18 protein-coding genes and 1 pseudogene are annotated in these 18,384 nt (G+C 67.7%); 5 read left to right on the top strand and 14 right to left on the bottom strand.

From position 1 onward, the window contains the following. The 6 genes from QM693_RS14600 to QM693_RS14575 form a co-directional block, all read right to left on the bottom strand. Nucleotides 1-738 carry a DUF899 family protein gene (locus QM693_RS14600; RefSeq protein ID WP_283352691.1) on the bottom strand — a complete coding sequence of 246 codons (738 nt, stop codon included), beginning with the start codon at nt 736-738 and terminating at the stop codon, nt 1-3. A gap of 91 nt (nt 739-829) precedes the next feature. Continuing rightward, on the bottom strand, nt 830-2,044 hold the full coding sequence (locus QM693_RS14595) for an RNA polymerase sigma factor (protein ID WP_283352690.1): 1,215 nt from the start codon (nt 2,042-2,044) through the stop codon (nt 830-832). Further along, entirely contained in the window at nt 2,041-2,376 is a 336-nt protein-coding gene (locus tag QM693_RS14590) for a YciI family protein (RefSeq protein WP_283331210.1), read from the bottom strand. The genes QM693_RS14595 and QM693_RS14590 overlap by 4 nt, the downstream gene beginning before the upstream one ends. A gap of 46 nt (nt 2,377-2,422) precedes the next feature. Continuing rightward, entirely contained in the window at nt 2,423-3,133 is a 711-nt protein-coding gene (locus QM693_RS14585) for a GNAT family N-acetyltransferase (protein WP_283352689.1), read from the bottom strand. Between the two features lie 11 nt (nt 3,134-3,144). Continuing rightward, nucleotides 3,145-3,645 carry a flavin reductase family protein gene (locus QM693_RS14580; protein WP_007300445.1) on the bottom strand — a complete coding sequence of 167 codons (501 nt, stop codon included), beginning with the start codon at nt 3,643-3,645 and terminating at the stop codon, nt 3,145-3,147. After that, entirely contained in the window at nt 3,642-4,151 is a 510-nt protein-coding gene (locus QM693_RS14575) for an NADPH-dependent FMN reductase (protein WP_283352688.1), read from the bottom strand. The genes QM693_RS14580 and QM693_RS14575 overlap by 4 nt, the downstream gene beginning before the upstream one ends. Nucleotides 4,152-4,350: 199 nt before the next feature. Between QM693_RS14575 and QM693_RS14570 the strand changes: the two genes are divergently transcribed. The 3 genes and pseudogenes from QM693_RS14570 (at nt 4,351) to QM693_RS14560 (ending at nt 6,905) form a co-directional block, all read left to right on the top strand. After that, a complete protein-coding gene (locus QM693_RS14570; RefSeq protein ID WP_283352687.1) occupies nt 4,351-5,223 on the top strand; it encodes a MetQ/NlpA family ABC transporter substrate-binding protein in 873 nt (290 codons plus the stop codon). Continuing rightward, nucleotides 5,224-6,246, top strand: a pseudogene (locus tag QM693_RS14565) (methionine ABC transporter ATP-binding protein). Then, nucleotides 6,243-6,905 carry a methionine ABC transporter permease gene (locus QM693_RS14560; RefSeq protein ID WP_283331207.1) on the top strand — a complete coding sequence of 221 codons (663 nt, stop codon included), beginning with the start codon at nt 6,243-6,245 and terminating at the stop codon, nt 6,903-6,905. Before QM693_RS14565 ends, QM693_RS14560 begins: the two are co-directional and overlap by 4 nt. A 39-nt stretch (nt 6,906-6,944) precedes the next feature. Here QM693_RS14560 and QM693_RS14555 read toward each other — a convergent pair whose 3' ends face one another. The 8 genes from QM693_RS14555 to QM693_RS14520 all read right to left on the bottom strand — a co-directional run bounded on the left by QM693_RS14555 (nt 6,945) and on the right by QM693_RS14520 (nt 15,723). Further along, complete coding sequence (locus tag QM693_RS14555) at nt 6,945-7,772, bottom strand: ABC transporter ATP-binding protein (RefSeq protein ID WP_283331206.1); 828 nt, start codon at nt 7,770-7,772, stop codon at nt 6,945-6,947. Continuing rightward, nucleotides 7,765-8,631, bottom strand: a complete 867-nt coding sequence (locus QM693_RS14550) for an ABC transporter ATP-binding protein (RefSeq protein ID WP_283352686.1) — start codon at nt 8,629-8,631, stop codon at nt 7,765-7,767. The genes QM693_RS14555 and QM693_RS14550 overlap by 8 nt, the downstream gene beginning before the upstream one ends. Then, on the bottom strand, nt 8,621-9,478 hold the full coding sequence (locus tag QM693_RS14545; protein ID WP_105413498.1) for an ABC transporter permease: 858 nt from the start codon (nt 9,476-9,478) through the stop codon (nt 8,621-8,623). Before QM693_RS14545 ends, QM693_RS14550 begins: the two co-directional genes overlap by 11 nt. 6 nt (nt 9,479-9,484) lie before the next feature. Further along, on the bottom strand, nt 9,485-10,510 hold the full coding sequence (locus tag QM693_RS14540; protein WP_283352685.1) for an ABC transporter permease: 1,026 nt from the start codon (nt 10,508-10,510) through the stop codon (nt 9,485-9,487). Next, entirely contained in the window at nt 10,507-12,030 is a 1,524-nt protein-coding gene (locus QM693_RS14535) for an ABC transporter substrate-binding protein (protein WP_283331202.1), read from the bottom strand. The genes QM693_RS14540 and QM693_RS14535 overlap by 4 nt, the downstream gene beginning before the upstream one ends. 34 nt (nt 12,031-12,064) lie before the next feature. Then, entirely contained in the window at nt 12,065-13,456 is a 1,392-nt protein-coding gene (locus tag QM693_RS14530) for an LLM class flavin-dependent oxidoreductase (RefSeq protein WP_283352684.1), read from the bottom strand. Between the two features lie 150 nt (nt 13,457-13,606). Further along, nucleotides 13,607-14,971, bottom strand: coding sequence for an aminotransferase class I/II-fold pyridoxal phosphate-dependent enzyme (locus QM693_RS14525; RefSeq protein WP_283352683.1), 1,365 nt, complete (start codon nt 14,969-14,971; stop codon nt 13,607-13,609). Nucleotides 14,972-15,024: 53 nt separating this feature from the next. Next, nucleotides 15,025-15,723 (bottom strand): alpha/beta hydrolase, encoded by a 699-nt coding sequence (locus QM693_RS14520; RefSeq protein WP_283352682.1) that lies wholly within the window; start codon nt 15,721-15,723, stop codon nt 15,025-15,027. Nucleotides 15,724-15,932: 209 nt separating this feature from the next. Here QM693_RS14520 and QM693_RS14515 point away from each other — a divergent pair, with 209 nt between their 5' ends. Then, the gene (locus QM693_RS14515; RefSeq protein ID WP_283352681.1) at nt 15,933-17,231 is read left to right on the top strand and encodes an O-acetylhomoserine aminocarboxypropyltransferase/cysteine synthase family protein; all 1,299 of its coding nucleotides are present in this window, start codon (nt 15,933-15,935) and stop codon (nt 17,229-17,231) included. Nucleotide 17,232: 1 nt separating this feature from the next. Continuing rightward, nucleotides 17,233-18,303, top strand: coding sequence for an LLM class flavin-dependent oxidoreductase (locus tag QM693_RS14510; protein ID WP_283352680.1), 1,071 nt, complete (start codon nt 17,233-17,235; stop codon nt 18,301-18,303). The last annotated feature ends 81 nt before the right edge of the window (nt 18,304-18,384 follow it).

The following is an 18,384-nucleotide window of genomic DNA, read 5'->3' as shown; positions in this document are numbered from 1 at the left end:
TCAGCGCCCGGTGGCGCCGAGGGCGTCGGAGCGTCCGGATGCCAGGCGGGACCATTGCGCGGTGGGCCGTCCGTCGGTGCGCATGATGTCCCTCGTGCCGGGCTCCCAATGCTGGGGCCAACCGCTCGGCGAATCCTCCCACGTTTCCTGACGGCCGTACGCGGTCATGTCGAGCAACCCGTACGTCGGAGCCATCGGTTCCAGACCGCGGCCGCTGGTCCAGAACGTCTCGAACACCCTGTCATCCTGTCGCAGATAACAGACCAGAGGCGCCGGGGACCGTGGGCGATCGCCGAGCAGGGCATCCGCCGCATCCTGCGCGGAATACCAGGGCACGTCCCAACCCATGAAGTCGCGGTAGCGGACGCTCACGTCGTACGGTCCCTGGCACAACGTGGCGTACGTGACGTCGCGCGAGTGCAGATACGACAGCTCGCGCACCTGGCCGTTGAAGAATGTGCAGCCCTCACATTGTGCGGCCGCGGGGTGGCCGGCGTGCCACATGTGGAAGTACGCGATCAACTGGCTGCGGCCCTCGAACACGTCCAGCAGCGGGACCGGCCCGTGCGGGCCGACCAGACCGATGGCGGGGTCCACCTCGACCATCGGCAGTCGCCGGCGGGCCGCAGCAATCGCGTCGCCTTCGTGGGTGTGCGTCTTCTCCCGGACCCGCAGCGCATCCAGTTCGGCCTGGTAGGTCGCGCGGTCGACGACGGACGGGGTTGTTTCGGTGTTCACGACACTTTCCTTCCTCTTGGTTGCTTTCACCTCACCGACGAAGGATTCCGTCCAAGATCGACAACAACCGCACAATGATCTCGAGATTTCTTCAGAGCTCGCGCAGGCGGCCGGTCAGGTAGCGGCGCTCGGCCTCGGTCGGCGCCAGCTGCAGGGCTTGCTCGTACGCTGCCTCGGCCTCTGCGGTACGGCCGTCCCGGCGGAGCAGATCGGCTCGGGTCGCGGGCAGCAGGTGGTAGCGGTCGAGCCGGCCGGATGCCGTGATCTCGTCGACCAGGGCGAGGCCGGCCGGAATGCCGTCGGCCATCGCGACCGCCACGGCGTGGTTGAGATCCACCACCGGGGACGGCGCCAGTCGCGCCAACTCGGTGTACAGGGCCGCGATCTGCGGCCAGTCCGTGCTCGCCGCGTCAGGCGCGGTGACGTGGCAGGCGGCGATCGCGGCCTGCACCTGGTAACCACCGATGCGCCCCAATGCCAGCGCCTGGTCCAGCGTTGCCACACCTTCGGCAATCAGCGCATGGTCCCACCGAGACCGGTCCTGGTTCTCGAGGGTGACCAACGCTCCGTCGTCGGTGCGCGTCGCGCGCCGGGACTCGTGCAGCAGCATCAGCGCGAGAAGGCCACGCGGCTCCGGTTCCTGGGGCATCAGCCGGATCAAGAGCCGGGCCAGGCGGATGGCCTCGGCCGTGAGGGCCCGCCCGTCCTCCTCGTCGTAGCCCTGGTTGAAGATCAGGTAAAGCACCGCCAGAACCGCGGCCAGTCGCGGTGAGAGCACCTCGACGGGCGGGACCCGGTAGGGAATCCCGGCCTCGTGGATCTTGCGCTTGGCGCGGACCAGGCGCTGCGCCATCGTGGACTCGGCGGTCAGGAAGGCCCGGGCGATCTCGGCGGTACTCAGACCGGCCAACGTCCGCAGGGTGAGCGCGACCCGCGCCGGAAATGGCAGCGCCGGATGGCAACAGGTGAAGATCAGCCGCAGCCGCTCGTCGGGGATCTCGTCATGCGGCTCGTCCGGGTCGCGGGTCAGCACGGCGAGCTGGCGTACCTTGCCCGCACCTGCCGCGTCGCGGCGCAGCCGGTCGATCGCGCGGTTGCGCGCCGTCGTGGTGAGCCAGGCGCCGGGGCGGCGCGGAACGCCGTCGCGCCGCCAGTTCGTCAACGCGGAGGCGAATGCGTCCTGAGCACAGTCCTCGGCCAGATCCCAATCCCCCGTCAACCCGATGAGAGTCGCAACGACCTGCCCCCACTCGTCCCGGAATGCCGCATCGACCGCCGCACGCACTCGGTCATCGGGCGCAGTCATTCCCAGACGGGGCGGATTTCGACGCCGCCCCAGCGCGCGTAAGGATGGCCGGCAGCGATCTCGATCGCCTCGTCCAGGTTCGCGCACTCGACGATCACGAATCCGCCGACGAAGTCCTTGGTCTCGGCAAACGGCCCGTCCGAGACCAAAGTCTCACCGTCGCGGACCCGGACCGTCGTGGCATCCACCACCGGTCGCAGCCGCTGGCCGACGAGCATCCCGCCGCGTCGTTGCAGATCCTCCCACCAAGTCTGATGCACCGGATCCGCCGCGAGCTCCTCGTTCGTCGGCGATACCGACTCATCGTCGCAGATCAGTAGCACGTACTTCATACCTGCGATTTTGCCTGACCGGTGTCACGACGGGCGCCGGATCGGCCTACGCCGGCGTCCGGACGACGGTGAGCGCGGACTGCTGGCGGAGGGTGAAGCCGAGACTTTCGTACAGGCGGATCGCCGTCGTGTTCGACTGCGCGGCGTGCAGGAACGGTCTTTCCCCGCGGGCGCGGATCCCTGCTCCCACGGCGCGCACCAGCCGGGCACCGAATCCGCGGCCCCGGAAACGCTCATCGGTGCAGACCGCGCTGATCTCCGTCCACCCGGGCGGATGCAACCGCTCGCCCGCCATGGCCACCAGTTCACCGTCGACACGAAAACCGAGATACGTCCCCATCTCGATGGTCCGCGGAAGATACGGTCCGGGCCGGGTGCGGCCGATCAGGTCCAGGATCTCGGGGACGTCCGCCGCGCCGAGCACCTCGGCGTCGGGGTCCGGTGCGACGTCCAGCGCGGTGCCGTCCATCTGCACCAGGCCGAACGAGTCCACGACCTCCCAGCCCTGAGGCGGGGTGTGCCCGAATCCGCGCAGAGCGGCCGTCGACGACGACCCGAGCAGTGCCGCGAGATCCGCCCACTCCTCGTCGCCCAGCGTCGCCGGGTGGCCCACGTGCGGCGCGACGTCCGGGTGGTACCGCGCCACCCGGCCCGACCATGTGGCGAAATGCGCGTGCGCCCCGCGAAGGGATTCACGGATGGCGTCGTCCAGGGGATGAACGTCTGTATCGGCCGGCGCCGTCAGTTCCGTGGTCATCTCACCCCGTGTCAGGACGCGACGGTGCGCAACCAGCGGAACCGGCTGCGGTGGAACACGATCGGCTCGATCTCCGACTGCACCCTGAGCTCGTTGATCCGCAGGACCACGATCGCGTGATCCCCCGCGGGCACCTGCTGGGTGACGGTGGTGTCCAGCCACACCGATGCTCCGTCGATGAACAGCGCACCGCCGTCGGTGGTTTCGGTGTCGAGGCCCGCGAACCGGTCGCCGGTCTTCGCGGCGAGCACACGGGCGGCGGCGTCGTGCGCCTCACCGAGCACGCTGATCCCGACGTGGGCGAGGTCCGCGAGTTTCGGCCATGTGGTGGACGTGTTCTGCACGCAGAACGCGACCAGTGGCGGCTCCAGCGACACGGGCACGAACGTGCTCGCCGCCATCCCGACGCGCTCACCGTCGACTTCGGCGCAGACGGCGACGACGCCGCTCGGGAAATGTCCGAACGCCTCCCGGAGCGAAGTCTTGTCCAGTGTGCCGTCTGCCTGCGTCATGAGAGTTCCGTCCGGGTCCGGGCCGCCGCGGTCAGGATCGAACCCCATCGCTCGGCGTAGTAGGTGATACGTGTGTCGGTCGTGTAGGTGGTGTCGATGAGGTACAGGCCGGGAGCTGGGGCCGTCGCGCCGAGTTCGACGAGCACCGGCTTGAGCAGCAGGTCCGGCGCCATGGCGTGCGCGGGCCCGGCCCCGAGCATCAGCGGCACCACCACGACGTCCTTCAGGCCGTCTCCGGTCGCGAACTGGTCGAGGAACAGCTTCAGCACGCCCGTGTACGACGCCTTGAACGTCGGGCTGGCGAACACGACGAGGTCCGACGACGCCACCGTCTCCACGGCCGCCGCGACCTTGTCGTCACCCCACCCGAGCAGACCTGCCCCGAGTTCGATCACGTCGACCGTGGAATCCGCGGCGGCGCCCGTGACCGCGGTCGCGACCAGACCGGCTGCATCCAACGTCCGCGAACCGGGCTTGGGATTGCCCGCCACTACCGTTACCTTCATCGCTACATCACCTCTCGCGTGTCTACCCTGCCACCCTAGAGCACGCAGCCAGTCCGGTCGAATACCGCAGGGCAGGAACGGAAGTCGGGACACTTCCCTTCGAATCACGGCGATCCGAACCATTCCGCGCGGCGCCCGGAGGCGCTACCTTGCCCGTGGCCACACTCCGTGGTCATCCGATCGATCGTGGGGATTTTCCGTGAAGTTCAGCCGTTCTCTCGCCCTTGCCGCCGTGCCACTCCTGGCGGCACTGACTGCGTGCTCCGGTGGATCCGGCAGCGCCGACGGCGACACGGTCCGGATCGGAACCACCGAGGCCGGCGACCGCTCATGGGAGATCTTCGAGGACAAGGCGAAGGACGCGGGTATCACGCTCGACGTCGTGAACTTCTCCGACTACTCGCAGCCGAACATCGCCCTGTCGCAAGGGCAGATCGACGCCAATCTCTTCCAGCACCTGCAGTTCCTCGGCGAGTACAACACCGGCGCGGACGACGACCTCACCCCGATCGGCGCCACCCAGATCGTGCCGCTCGGCCTGTACTCGCAGAAGCACCGGAGCCTCGCCGACATTCCGCAGGGCGGCGAGATCGCGATCCCCAACGACCCCAGCAACCAGGCTCGTGCCCTGTTCGTGCTGAAGGGCGCCGGCCTGCTCACGCTGACCGGCGACAACCCATCCCCCACGCCCGCCGACATCGACACGGCTGCGTCCAAGGTGAAGGTAACCCCGGTCGACGCCGCCCAGACGGCGCTGTCGCTCGCATCCGTCGACGGCGCGATCGTCAACAACACGTTCCTCGAGCGTTCGGGCATCGAGCCCCAATCGGCTCTCTACAAGGACGACCCGTCCAGCCCCGCCGCCGAGCCGTACATCAACACGTTCGTCACCCGCGCCGAGGACAAGGACAACGCGACGTACCTCGAACTCGTGAAGATCTGGCACGACCCCGAGATCCAGGCCGCCGTGCGCGGGGAGTCGAAGGGAACGTCGGTCGAGGTCGAACGCGACGGTGCCCAACTGCAGCAAATCCTGTCGCGGGTCGAAGAGGGAATCCGTTCGGCCAAGTAGATGACACCGATCGTCCGATTCGAATCCGTCACGAAAACCTTCCAGTCGGGAAAGAAGACCCTCACCGCTGTCGACGCCGTGGATCTCACCATCGAGAGGGGTGAGATCTTCGGGGTCATCGGCTAGTCGGGCGCCGGGAAGAGCACGCTGGTTCGGCTGATCAACGGCCTGGAACGCCCGACCAATGGGCGTGTCGTCGTCGACGACGTCGACATCACCGCGCTGTCGGAATCGAAACTCCGGCACGTGCGCGCGAAGATCGGGATGATCTTCCAGCAGTTCAACCTGTTCCGCTCGCGGACCGTCGCCGGGAACGTGGCCTACCCCCTCGTCGTGGCCGGCTGGCCGCGACAGAAGCGCCGCGAACGCGTCGCCGAACTCCTCGAGTTCGTGGGCCTCTCCGACAAGGCACGGGCCTACCCCGACCAGCTGTCCGGCGGGCAGAAGCAGCGCGTCGGGATCGCCCGCGCGCTCGCGACGTCGCCGGACCTGCTGCTCGCCGACGAGTCCACCAGCGCCCTGGACCCGGAAACCACACAGGACGTACTCCGCCTGCTCCGCAAGGTGAACCGGGAACTCGGGGTCACGATCGTGGTGATCACGCACGAGATGGACGTCGTCCGGGCCGTCGCGGATCGTGTCGCCGTGCTGGCGGAGGGTCGCGTCGTGGAACTCGGCACGGTGTTCGACGTCTTCTCCGAACCCCAGGCGCCGGCGTCGAAGAGCTTCGTGAGCACGATCCTGCGTAACCGCCCGGAGCCCGCCGACCTGGAACGGCTGCGGTCGCGTTTCGGTGGCCGGATCGTCACCGCCGACGTGCGGGACGGCAGCCGGATCGGCGACGTCCTCTCCGACGCGGGAGGGCACGGCGTCCGGTTCGAGATCGTCTACGGCGGCATCACCACCCTGCAGGACCGCTCGTTCGGCAGTCTCACACTCGAACTCGTCGGTCCGGACGACGGCGTCGACGACGTGATCCGCCGGTTGCGGACCGTCACCGACGTCGAGGAAGTACAGGCATGACCACGAACTGGGACAAGCTGCGCCCCGTACTGTTCGAATCCATCGGCACGACCGTCTACATGGTGGTGATCACCCTGGTGGTCGGTGGACTGATCGGGCTCGTGGTGGGCACGCTGCTGTATGCCACGCGGAAGGGCGGGATTCTCCAGAACACGGCCGCCTACACGGTGCTGAACATCCTGGTGAACATCGTTCGGCCGATTCCGTTCATCATCCTGCTCGCCGCACTCGGGCCCGTGACCCTCGCCGTGGTGGGCCGGACCATCGGAACCGAGGCCGCGATCTTCGTGATGATCATCGCGTCGTCGTTCGCCATCGCCCGTATCGTGGAACAGAATCTGGTGACCGTCGACCCCGGCGTGATCGAGGCTGCCCGCGCGATGGGCGCGGGACCCCTGCGGATCATCGTCACCCTGCTGATCCCGGAAGCCCTGGGCCCGTTGATCCTCGGCTACACGTTCGTCCTCATCGGCATCGTCGACATGTCCGCGATGGCGGGGACGATCGGCGGCGGCGGACTCGGCGACTTCGCCATCGTCTACGGCTATCAGCGCTTCAACTGGCAGGTGACCCTCGTGGCCACCCTCGTCATCATCCTGCTCGTCCAGGCCTCCCAGTTCTTCGGCAACTGGCTGGCGCGAAAGGCGCTGCGCCGCTGACCCGTGAGTACTTGTCAACCGCCCGCGGTTAACAAGTACTCACGGGAGGCGGAGCCTCAGTTCGCGGCGACGTTCCCGCGTCACCGCGCCGCCGCTCAACGTAGGAGCCGAACCGACGAGGAGCGCCGTGTACGGGTGCTGGGGATCGGAGATCACCTGATGGGTGGGCCCGTCCTCGACGATGTTTCCGCGGTACAGCACGACGATCCGGTCGACGAGGGCCGCGACCGCCCCGAGGTCGTGCGAGATGAACAGCTGAGCGAGTTGCCGCGAGTGCCCGAGTTCGGTGAGCAGTTTCAGGATCTGGATGCGGTTGACCGAGTCGAGGGCGCTCACCGGTTCGTCGAGCAGCAGCAGCGCCGGATCGAGGACGAGGGCCCTCGCGATCGCGATCCGCTGGCGCTGCCCACCCGACAGGTCGGCGGGAATCCGCGCCGCGATGTCGGCGTCGAGTCCGACACTGCTCAGTACCGCTGCCACCCGCGACCGCACGAAACCCCGGTCGAGTCCGCCCCGCACGAGCAGTCCCTCGGCGATCGACTCGCCCACCGGAATGTCCGGATCGAGGCTCAGTAGCGGATCCTGGAACACGTATTGCACGGTCCCCGTGCGGCGGTGCGCCCTGCGGTGCGCCGTGGACAGGTCGTCGACGCGCTGCCCGCGGATCTCGATCGTTCCGGACGTGGGAGTGATCAGACCGAGAATCGTGCGGGCCAGTGTCGTTTTCCCGGAGCCGCTTTCACCGATGAGTCCCACCTTCTCACCGGCATCGATGGTCAGGCCGACGCCGTGCAGGATCTGCTTGCGGGCCCCGCGGGCCCCGCGCTCCACCCGGACGCCGGTCATGCGCAGCAACGACTCAGACACGAGCCGCCTCCTTTCCGGTGACCGACTCGAGCCCGTACTCCCGATGGTTCTCGACGAGTTGGCGGGTGTACTCGTGCCGGGGCGCGGTGAGCAGGTCCTCCGCACGCCCGGACTCGACGACGGCGCCGTCCCGCATCACGATCACGCTGTCGCAGACCTGAGCCACCACGGCGAGGTCGTGGGAGACGAGGACGAGGGCGAGGCCCAGTTCGTCACGCAGGTCCTCGAGGAGGTCGAGCACCTCGGCCTGAACGGTGACGTCCAGGGCGGTGGTCGCCTCGTCCGCGATGAGGAGTTCCGGTTCCGCGGACACCGCGATCGCGATGAGCACCCGCTGGAGCATTCCTCCGGACAGTTCGTGCGGGTATTGGCGGTACACGGTGTCCGCGTCGTTCAGCCCCATTTTCCGGAAAAGTTCGACGCCGCGCCGCCGGGCGTCCGCGCGGGACAGCCCGAGGGTCGACCGGAGTGCCTCGGCCAGTTGTTCCCCGACCCGGATGGACGGGTTCAGATAGGACGCCGGGTCCTGGAAGACCGCCGAGATGCGGGTACCCCGCAGCGGCCGCCAGTGTTTTCGACCGAGGTCGGTGAGTTCGATGCCGTCGAAATCGATCGAGCCTGCGGTGACGCCGATTCCGCCGGGCAGGATTCCGAGGATGGCCCGGCAGGTCAGCGACTTGCCGCTGCCCGATTCGCCGACGATCCCGAGGGCTTCGCCGCGCGCGAGGGAGAAGTCGACGCCGTGGACCAGTTCCGTTCCGTCGTCGAGTGCGATGCGCAGATCGCTCACGGTGAGCACCGGTGTGTCGGGACGCATGGGTGCGGGTGCCGACGTGGCATCCAATGTGTCAGTGGACATCCGAGGTGACCTCCTGTTTCCTGCGGGCGCGTCGTTGGGGTCGGCCGGTCGCATCCCGCAGCGCGTCGGCGATGGCGTTGAGTGCCCAGACGGTGGCCACGATCAACAGCGCGGGCACGACGGGGCCGAACGGAACCTGGTAGAGGTACTGCAATCCGCTGGCGAGGAGTCCGCCCCAGGTCGGGTCCGGCGGAACGACCCCGATCCCGAGGAACGTCAGCGAAGACACGATGACGAGGCTGGCTCCGGTCATCGCCGCGAACGTCACCCCCACCGCCGGCAGCACCTTGCGCACCGCGTGGCGACGGATGATCCAGGACGTGTCGGCCCCCATCAGTTCGGCGGCCTCGACGTACTGGGAGTTGGCCACCGTCAGCGCCGCGGCACGGGTGACCCGGTAGAACGCGGGTGCGATGAGGATGCCGACCGCGAACATCGCCTGGGCGAGCCCGTTTCCGAGCAGCGCGGTCATCGCGACGGCGAACACGAGGAACGGCAGCGTGATGAGCGCATCCATCAACCGGAGGGTGAACCATTCCACGCCGCGCCCGAGGTACACCGACAGGAAGCCCGGGATCACGCCGAGGAGGAATCCGACGACGACGCATTGCAGTGCGGACAGCACCGACACGGTCGAACCCGCCAGCAGCCGGCTGAACACGTCCCGTCCGACGTTGTCCGTTCCGAGCCAGTGAGTTCCGCTCGGGCCCTGCAGGATTGCCGACGTGTCCTGCTCGAGCGGGTCGAACGGCGCGAGGGCGGGCCCGAAGACCGCGAGCACCACGATCAGCCCGAGAACGACCACCGCGGCGCGAGCGGAGTGATAGCGCAGGATTGCTGTGAGCATGGGATTTCAGTCTCTCCGCTTGGTTGCCGGCTGCAGCGCACTCTGCGCGATGTTGACGACGATGTTGCAGAACAGCACGAACACGATCGCCACGACAAGCGTTCCCTGGACGATGGGAACGTCTCCGCGCAGCGCGGAGTCGGCGGCGAGGCGACCGAAGCCGGGCATGGAGAACATGGTCTCCATCACGACGGCGCCGCCGATGAGCGTGGGGATCTTCATGCCCAGGATGGACAGCGCGGGCCCGCTGCCGTTACGCAGTGTGTGCACGAACAGGATCCGGGCCGGACTGATGCCCCGGACCACCGCGCCGGTGACGTAGTTCTGGTCCAGCTCCGCGACCAATCCGGTGCGGAGTTGTCGCGCGATGTCGGCGACGACGTCCATGCTCAACGCGATCGCGGGCATGATGATCAGCGACAGCCAGCGGCCGAAGTTCTCGTCCGGCGGGACGTACCCGGCCGACGGCAGCCAGTGCAACCCGACGCTGAGGACGAGGATCAGTCCGATCGAGATGACGAACGGCGGCAGCGTCGAGGCCACCGACGTGTAGGCGGTGATCAGCCGGTCGAGCAGGCTGCCCTTGTAGACGGCGGCGAGCACCCCGAGTCCGACGCCGAGGACGAGTCCGATGACCAGAGCCACACCGGCGATCGAGGCGCTGACGGCCAGCCGCTCGCCGATCAACTCGCTGACCGGGATCTTGCTGAACCACGAGACCCCGAGGTCACCGCTCAGCATGCTCGACATCCAGTCGACGTACTGCTGCCAGACCGGCTTGTCCAGCCCGAACTCGGCGTTGATGCGGGCGATCGTCTCCGGGGTCGCGGCGTCGCCGGCGATCCCGGCGGCCGGATTCAGCCCGCTGGCCGCCCCGAGCAGGAAGGTGATCAGGGTGGAGAACAGGAAGACCGGGACCACGATCAGCACGGTGCTCAGCACGACCCGCACCGCCGCGCCGAGCGCACCCGCCGGCATCGGGAGAGCGAATGTTCTCCCGGTGCCGGCGGTCTGGACGTCTGCGGTGGTCACGAGACCGTGACGCCTTCCCACCGCACCTGGGACGGCAGGATGTTCAGGTTCTTCAGGTCCGGGTTGGACACGATGATCCACGGATTGCTGAAGATGTAGTTCGTCGGCGACTGCTCGACCCCGACCTTGACGGCCTGCCACAGCCGCGGCTTGTACTCCGGGTCCTCGAGGGGCGTGCGGCGCACGGCGTCGAGCGCGGCAGTGAACTCCGGCGACGCGTGCGGGCCGCTGAGGTTCATGATGCCTTCCGGACCGTAGACGGCGAGCAGGTTCTGCACCGGTGATTCACGCCCGATGGTGCCGTCCGTCGCCAGCTGCGGGTTCTTCGCGATGTAGACCTCGCTCTGCCACGTCGACGATCCCGGCGGCACCACCTTGATCGTGGATTCGACGCCGATCTTCTTCAGCTGCGACTGCACCAGCTCTGCCCGGTTGGTGGCCGCCGACTGCGCGGTGATTTCGAGAGACAGCTGTCCGGGCCCAAAGCCCGCCTCGGTGAGCAGACGAGCTGCCTTGTCGGGGTCGTAGTTCCAGAGCTTCTCGATCTCGGGGTTGAAGGCGAGGTACCCGCTGGGGAACGGCTGGCTCGTCGTGCTGCCCAACCCGTTCGTGATGACGTCGACGAACGCCTGGCGGTCGAATGCGTAACGGAACGCCTCGACGACCTTCGGATTGTCGAACGGGGCCTTGTTGAGGTTGATGGAGACGTCGTTCGCGGCCAGCGACGGCTTCACGGTGACATCGAGACCGGCGGCCTCGGCTTCCTTGGACTGCAGGGCCGGTAGCGTCGCGAAGTCGATGGAACCGGACTGGACACCGGCGACGAGTGTGGCCGGGTCCGGGGCGACGCTGAGTTCGAAGTGGTCGATGTGGATGTTCTCGGCGTCCCAGTAGTTCGGGTTCTTCTCGAAGTACGCGTGGTCCTCGGCGACGAAGTCGGTGATTGTGAACGGACCGGCCCCGACCGGCCACACACTGAGCTTCTGCGGGTCGGCGGCCGCGGTCGGGCTGGCGATGGCCCCGGTACGCCCGGCGACCAGGTAGGGGATCTGGTAGTCGGCGTCGGCCAGGTGCAGCGTGACGTCGGTGGCGCTGTCGGCCGTGACCTCGGTGACGCCGGCGAGCTGATCGCGGAGGAAGGAATCGTCCTGGGTCTTGCCGCGATCGAAGAACGCCTTGACCGCCGGGGCGTCGAGGATGGTCCCGTCGGAGAAGGTGAGACCGTCACGCAGGGTGAAGGTCACGGCGGTGCCGTCGGCGTTGTACTTCCAGCTCTCGGCGAGTGACGGTTCGACGTTGCCCTCGGCGTCGAGCCGGGTCAGCGACGCGTACGCGAGGCTGATCGTGTTGATGTCGTTTCCGGTCCGGCTCGTCACCGGATCCCAGGAGGTGGGGAGGTTGAACGCCCACTTGACCTCGGCGCCGTCCGAGCTGCTGCCGCCGCCGCACGCGGTGGCAACGAGCCCGACGATCACTCCGAGTATTACGGCGCCGACGATCCGCCGGCTCTTCTTGCTCACTGGGTGCTCCTGACCATGCAAGGGGGGTGGTGATTCAGACGCTCGCGGACAGCGATGCGGTGGTGCCGGGCAGCGGGGCGGGGTCGACTCCCTCACGCCGCGCGCGGGTGTAGCGGTTCTCCGCGAAGGGCAGACCGAGGTTGCCGCGCAACGTGTTCTGCTCGTAGTCCTCCCGGACGACCCCGCGCTCGCGCAGGATCGGCAGCACCTCGTCGACGAAGCGCTGGAACTGTGCCGGGTGGCCGATGTGGATGTTGATGCCGTCGAGGGCGTGGCCGTCCAGCCAGCGTTGCAGTTCGTTCGCGACGGTCTCGGCGCTGCCCGTGAACGGCGACGTCTTCGGTGCGCTGAGCGCCTCGACGGTCTGCCGCAGTGTCAGCCCGCGGTCGGCGGCGAGGTCGGCGATCTTCTTCGCCTGCGTGTAGAAGCTGCGCTCGGCGTGCTGCAGTGCCTCGGCGGGGAACGGCGCGTCGAGGTCGTACTGCCGGAAGTCGTGCCAGCCGAACGGCCGGCCCAGTTCCCGGAGGGACTTTCCGAAGTCGTTGTCCGCCAGCTGGGTTGCACGTTCGATCTCGCGGGCGTCGGCGTCGGTGTCGCCCACGGTGACGCTGACTCCCGGCAGGATCACAATGTCCTCGGGAGCGCGCCCGTAGGCCGCGGCGCGGGTCTTGATGTCGGTGTAGAACGCCGCTCCCGCCTCGAAACTCGGCGCGTGCGTGAAGATCCCGTCGGCGATCCGCGCTCCGAGGTCGCGGCCCTGGTCGGAGTCGCCGGCCTGGAAGATCACCGGCTGCCCCTGCCGCGAGCGTTCGATGTTGAGCGGGCCCACCACCGAGAAGTGCTCGCCCCGGTGGTCGAGGGTGTGCAGCTTGTCCGGGTCGAGGAAGCGGCGGGCCTCCCGGTCGCGCGGAAACGCGTCGTCCTCGTAGGAGTCCCACAGCGCCTTGACGACCTCGACGTGTTCGAGGGCCCGGCCGTAGCGGGTGGCGTAGTCGTAATGCTCCTCGAGTCCGTAGTTTCCGGCGGTACCCGAGTCGCCACTGGTGACCACGTTCCAGCCGGCACGGCCGCGGCTGATCAGGTCGAGGGACGCGAACCGTCGCGCGAGGTTGAACGGCTGGTTGAACGATGTGGTCAGTGTGCCCACGAGCCCGATGTGTTCGGTGGCCACCGCGAGCGCCGACAGCAGCGTCAGCGGCTCGAGCCGGTTCAGGTAGTGCGGGGGCGAGTCGGGGGTGATGAATTGGCTGTCGACGATGAACACGAGATCGAACCGCGCCTGCTCGGCCAGCCGCGCGTACCGGATGTACCAGTCGATGTCGACGCTCGCGTCGGCGGGAATCTCCGGGTCCAGCCAGGTGTACGGGTGCCCGGGACCACCCGTGGGGGTGAGGACAGCTCCCAATTTCAGTTGCCGTCTCGTCATGTTCTCGCTCCTTCGTCGTTCGCCGTCAGGCACCTGCCTCGGCACGCCGCGTTGAAGTGTATGGAGCAAACAGACGCGTGCAGAGTATTAAATTCTCGATGTTTCAAAACATATTTCGTATGTCCCGCAGGGCTGTCGAACAAAGTCCGATCAGTCGAAGAACTCGCGCGACGACTCCGCGACGGCCACCGCGACGACGTCGGCGAGTTGCCCGATCAGGTCCGGGTCGTCAGGCAATTGGGTGGCCGACAGGCGTAGGAGTTGGCGTGCGGGCGCCTGCACGAACGAGCGGGAACCGGCCCCCACCGAGATGCCCTGCCGCGCCAACGCGACGAGGGCCGCGGTCTCGTCCGACACCGTCACCCACACGACCAGACTGTGCGGACCCGCGAAAGCCTCGATGCCACGGTCGATCAGCGCCCCCAGCAGCGACGTGCGTCTGGCGGCGTAGCGCTCGTGCGCCGCCGTGACCGCGTGCTCGGCGTCGGCGCTGCCGATCAGATGGGCGAGGGTGTTCTGCAGGATCCGGCTGTTCGAGCCGACTCCGTGGCTGCGCACCTTCATGGCCTTCTCGATCAGTTCGCGGGACCCGCCGAGAACGGAGGTCCGCACGTCGATCCCGTATGCCTTGCAGTAGCTGCGGATCCGGACGACACGCTGCGGCAGTACCGATCCCAGAGAGGGAGGCTGCTGCGGTTCGAGCGGTCCGATCGAGTCGTCCTCGACGACCCACACCGCCGGATGCCGCCGCAACACCTCGGCGAGTTCACTCGTGCGCCGCGCGCTGACCGCATGGTCGACGGCGAACGGCGCACCGGGCTGGAACACGAAAGCCACCGCGCCGGCGGTCAGGGCCGCGTCGAGAGCGTCCGGCCGGGGGCCGTCGCGGTCGGCGCCGACCCCGACCGCATCCAACCCCAGGTCGCGGAGGGTGTCGAGAACACCCGGGCCCAGGGGCTCGTCGACGGCCACCATCGAACCGGGTGGGGCCGCCGCCTCCACGGCCAGCAACAGCGCCTCGGTGCCACCGCCCGCCGTGGCCCAGGCCTCCGGTTCGAACGGCCAACCCGGCGCGACGGCATTCCGCAACCGCTCGGTCATCAATTCCCGGCCGAACACATTCAATGTCTCGGCGTCCAGACTGGACAACAAAGCGTCGGACAGGGACGGCTGCAGCGCCAGGTCCGGTGCATTCTGCGCCAGGTCGACGCCACGCCAGTCCGGTATGCCGCGCTCGGGCACGCTGTCGAGCGGCGGAAGAACGACGGTGCCGCCGCGGCGGCGGGTCTGCACGAATCCCTGTTCCTGCAGCCGGCCCCACGCGTTGACGATCGCACCGACACTGAGATCGGTCGATTTCGCGAGTGCGCGGACGGTCGGCAGTCGATCGCCGGGGCTGAGCTCACCCGACCTGATGAGGTCGGCGACGGCATCGGCCAGTTCCGCGGTGCGGCCGTCGATCTTGTCGAGCAACCACTCCGGAGCTATCGTCTCCGACTCCAGCACCGCTGACATCCACACCCCTTCGATCAACAACCACTACCGCCCCCGCGCCACGCGAGTCCGGGTCACTGCGCGAGTGCCCCGGCCGGTTCGCGGAGGATGATGTCGGGCGTCCCGGGCAGGCGGAGACGCTCGAGGAACTGCACGATCTCAGCGGCGACCGACCGGTGGGACACGTCGTTGAGGATGTCGTGCAGCCCCTCGTGAACGACGACGACCCGGGCGTCGGGCAACGCGGACGTGACGGCCAGGACGTCCGCTGCCGGGCTCAGTGCGTCGGCGCCTCCGTGCACGACGAGGACGGGAACCTGCACGTGGGTCAGCGAATCGACCGTGGCCACCGGCGTTTCCGCACCGAGCGTTCCCCGCTCGAGAGCGTCGGCCGACGACAGGACCCCCCGATGCACGGGACACGCGGAACGGATCTCGAGTTCGCCGTCCCACTCTCCGGTGAAGGCGTCGGCGCCCGCGACGAGAAGACCCGCGGCCACCACACCGGACACGGCCGGATGCGTCGCGGCCAGGTCGAGGGCGGTCAGGGCGCCGCTGTCCGACCCGACGAGGGTGACCGGAAGATCGGTCTCCGCATCGGCGATCACCCGAGCAGTCGCCGCGGGATCGTTCTCCACCACCGCGACACGGTAACCGTCGAAGGCGATCCGGCGGGCGAACCGGCGGTACACGTGAGCATGCTCACCGCGGCCGGCGACCACGATCACCGAGCCACGCACAGTCGCTTCGGGTTCCAGCCAGTCGATGTCCACTGATTACCTCATTCGGGGGGTTGTTCGCAGGATTGACTGCGTCACCCTGACCCACACGCGCGAGGTCGAACAAGACTAATGCTCGAGCAGAACAAAACGCGTGCCTTCTCGCCGCGCTTCGTGTTTTGTTCCGAACATATTCGTTTTGCTCTGCCATTCACCCGCTCTGCCATTCACCCAGAAGTATCGACGAAGGGACAGGCACACCGATGCCCGAGACCACAGGGTTCGCGACCCGGCAGGTCCGCACCGGCTATCAACCCGGAACGCCGCAGAACACCGCGATCCCCCCGATCTACCAATCGGTTGCCTACGATTTCGGCAGCTTCGAACAGGCACGGGACATCTTCTCCCTCCGCCGGAAGGGAAACCTGTACAGCCGCACCGGGAATCCCACGCAGGCCGTGTTCGAGCAGCGCCTCGCCGATCTCGACGACGGAGTCGCCGCCCTGGCCACGGGTTCCGGGCAGTCCGCTGTCGCGGTCGCCCTCCTCACGCTCGCCAAGTCCGGACAGCACATCGTCGCGGCGCGGCAGCTGTACGGGGGAACCGTCGATCTCCTCACCGACACCTTCGCGGACTTCGGGATCGAGGTCACGCTCGTCGATCAGGACGACCTCGACGCCTGGCGTGCGGCCGCGCGTCCGGAGACCCGGGCCTTCTTCGCCGAGACGATCGGCAACCCCGTCGCCTCCGTGCTCGACCTCCGGGCCGTGGCCGACATCGCGCACCAGGCGGGGGTCCCGCTGATCGTCGACAACACGATCGCCACCCCGTATCTGCTCCGCCCGAAGGACTTCGGAGCCGACATCACCGTGTACTCGGCCACCAAGTTCATCGGTGGGCACGGCAGTTCGCTGGGTGGTGTGATCGTGGACCTCGGCACGTTCGACTTCGGCGCGGAACCGCAGCGGTGGACCCAGTTCACCGAGCCCTATCCGCGCATCGGTGACCTCGTGCTGTGGGAGGAGTTCGGCCGCGAACGCAGCGCCTACCTGGTCTACGCGAAGACGAAGATCGTCCACGATCTCGGTCCCGCACTGTCCCCGTTCAATTCGTTCCAGCTGCTTCAGGGATTGGAGACGCTGGACCTGCGGCTGGAACGGCAAGTCGGTTCGGCGCTGGCGATCGCACAGTTCCTCGACGGTCATCCCGCGGTCGCGAAGGTCAACTACCCCGGACTGCCGGACAACCGGTGGCACGCTGCCGCCCAGCGGTATCTGCCGCGCGGCGCCGGCTCGGTCTTCTCGTTCGATCTCGCCGTCGACGACTCGAAGGTGGCGAAGTTCATCGACTCGCTGCAATTGTTCGCCATCGTCGCCAACATCGGCGACGCCCGTTCGCTGGTAGTACACCCCGCCACCACCACGCACAGCCATCTCGGCGACACACAACTCCGCGACGCCGGATTCGGCTACCGCACCGTCCGATTGTCGATCGGACTGGAAAACCTGGAAGACCTCGTCGACGATCTGCGTGCTTCGCTCGACGCCATCACGGAGGAATGACATGCACTTCGGCTACTGGACGCCCATCTACGGCGGCTTCCTGCGCAACCTCGGCGACGAAGGGATGCCCGCCACCTGGGACTACGTCAAGAAGCTCGCACAGCTCGCCGATCGTCTCGGATACCACACCACCCTCGTGCCCGAGCTCTATCTCAACGACCGCAAGGGCGTCGACGCGCCCAGCCTCGAGGCGTGGGCGCTGTCGTCGGCGATCCTCGCGGTCACCGAACAGCTCCGGGTGATGACGGCGGTGCGACCCGGATTCCACCTGCCGGCGGTCACCGCGAAGGAATCGGCGACCATCACCGACATCGCCGGAACAACCGAGGCCGGTGCGGCACGGTTCGCGCTCAACGTCGTGGCCGCGTGGTGGGAGGAGGAGGCCCGGCAGTACGGCGGCGCCTTCACCCGGCACGACGACCGGTACCGGCAGGCCACCGAATTCGTCGACGTTCTCCGTGGGCTCTGGGAGCACACCCCGTTCACCTACCAGGGCGAGCACTTCAGCGTGCGCGACTCGATCCTGTCGCCGAAGCCGGGCATCCATCCCCCGGTCTTCGCGGGCGGGGAGAGCGAGAGCGGCCGCGAATCGATCGCGACCTTCGCCGACTCGTACGTGCTGCACGGCGGCACCGTCGAGGAGGTGCGCACGAAGATCGCGGACATGAACGCACGGTCGCAGCGAATCCACCAGCGGGACATGGCTGAATTCGGCATGTCCACGTACATCATCGTGCGCGACACCGAAGCCGAGGCCCGCGCCGAACTCGAACGCATCACCACCATCGATCCGCACTCGCCCGGGTATGCGTCGTTCGAGGAGTTCGTGAAGAACTCCGAACTCGACGTCGAGCTGTCCAGGCGCGAGTACTCCGTCGGCACACGCGGACTGCGACCCGACCTCGTCGGCACACCGGAACAGGTCGCCGAGAAGATCCGCGCCTACCAGGACGCCGGTCTCACCCTGCTGCTCATCCAGTGCTCCCCCGCGCACGAGGAACTCGAGCGCATCGCCGAGCAGGTCTTCCCGCTCGTCCCCACCCGTGAGTACTTGTTAACCGCGGGCGGTTAACAAGTACTCACGGGTCGGGCCTTGACCGGACCACTCGCCGCGAGTAAGGATGAATATGTTCTGTGCGCGGCGATTTCATTC

It is taken from the genome of Rhodococcus sp. IEGM 1305 (assembly GCF_030058635.1).
Taxonomy (GTDB): domain Bacteria; phylum Actinomycetota; class Actinomycetes; order Mycobacteriales; family Mycobacteriaceae; genus Rhodococcus_F; species Rhodococcus_F opacus_D.
Note: the sequence above shows the minus strand (reverse complement) of the source record. Positions and strands in the feature narration are given on the sequence as shown.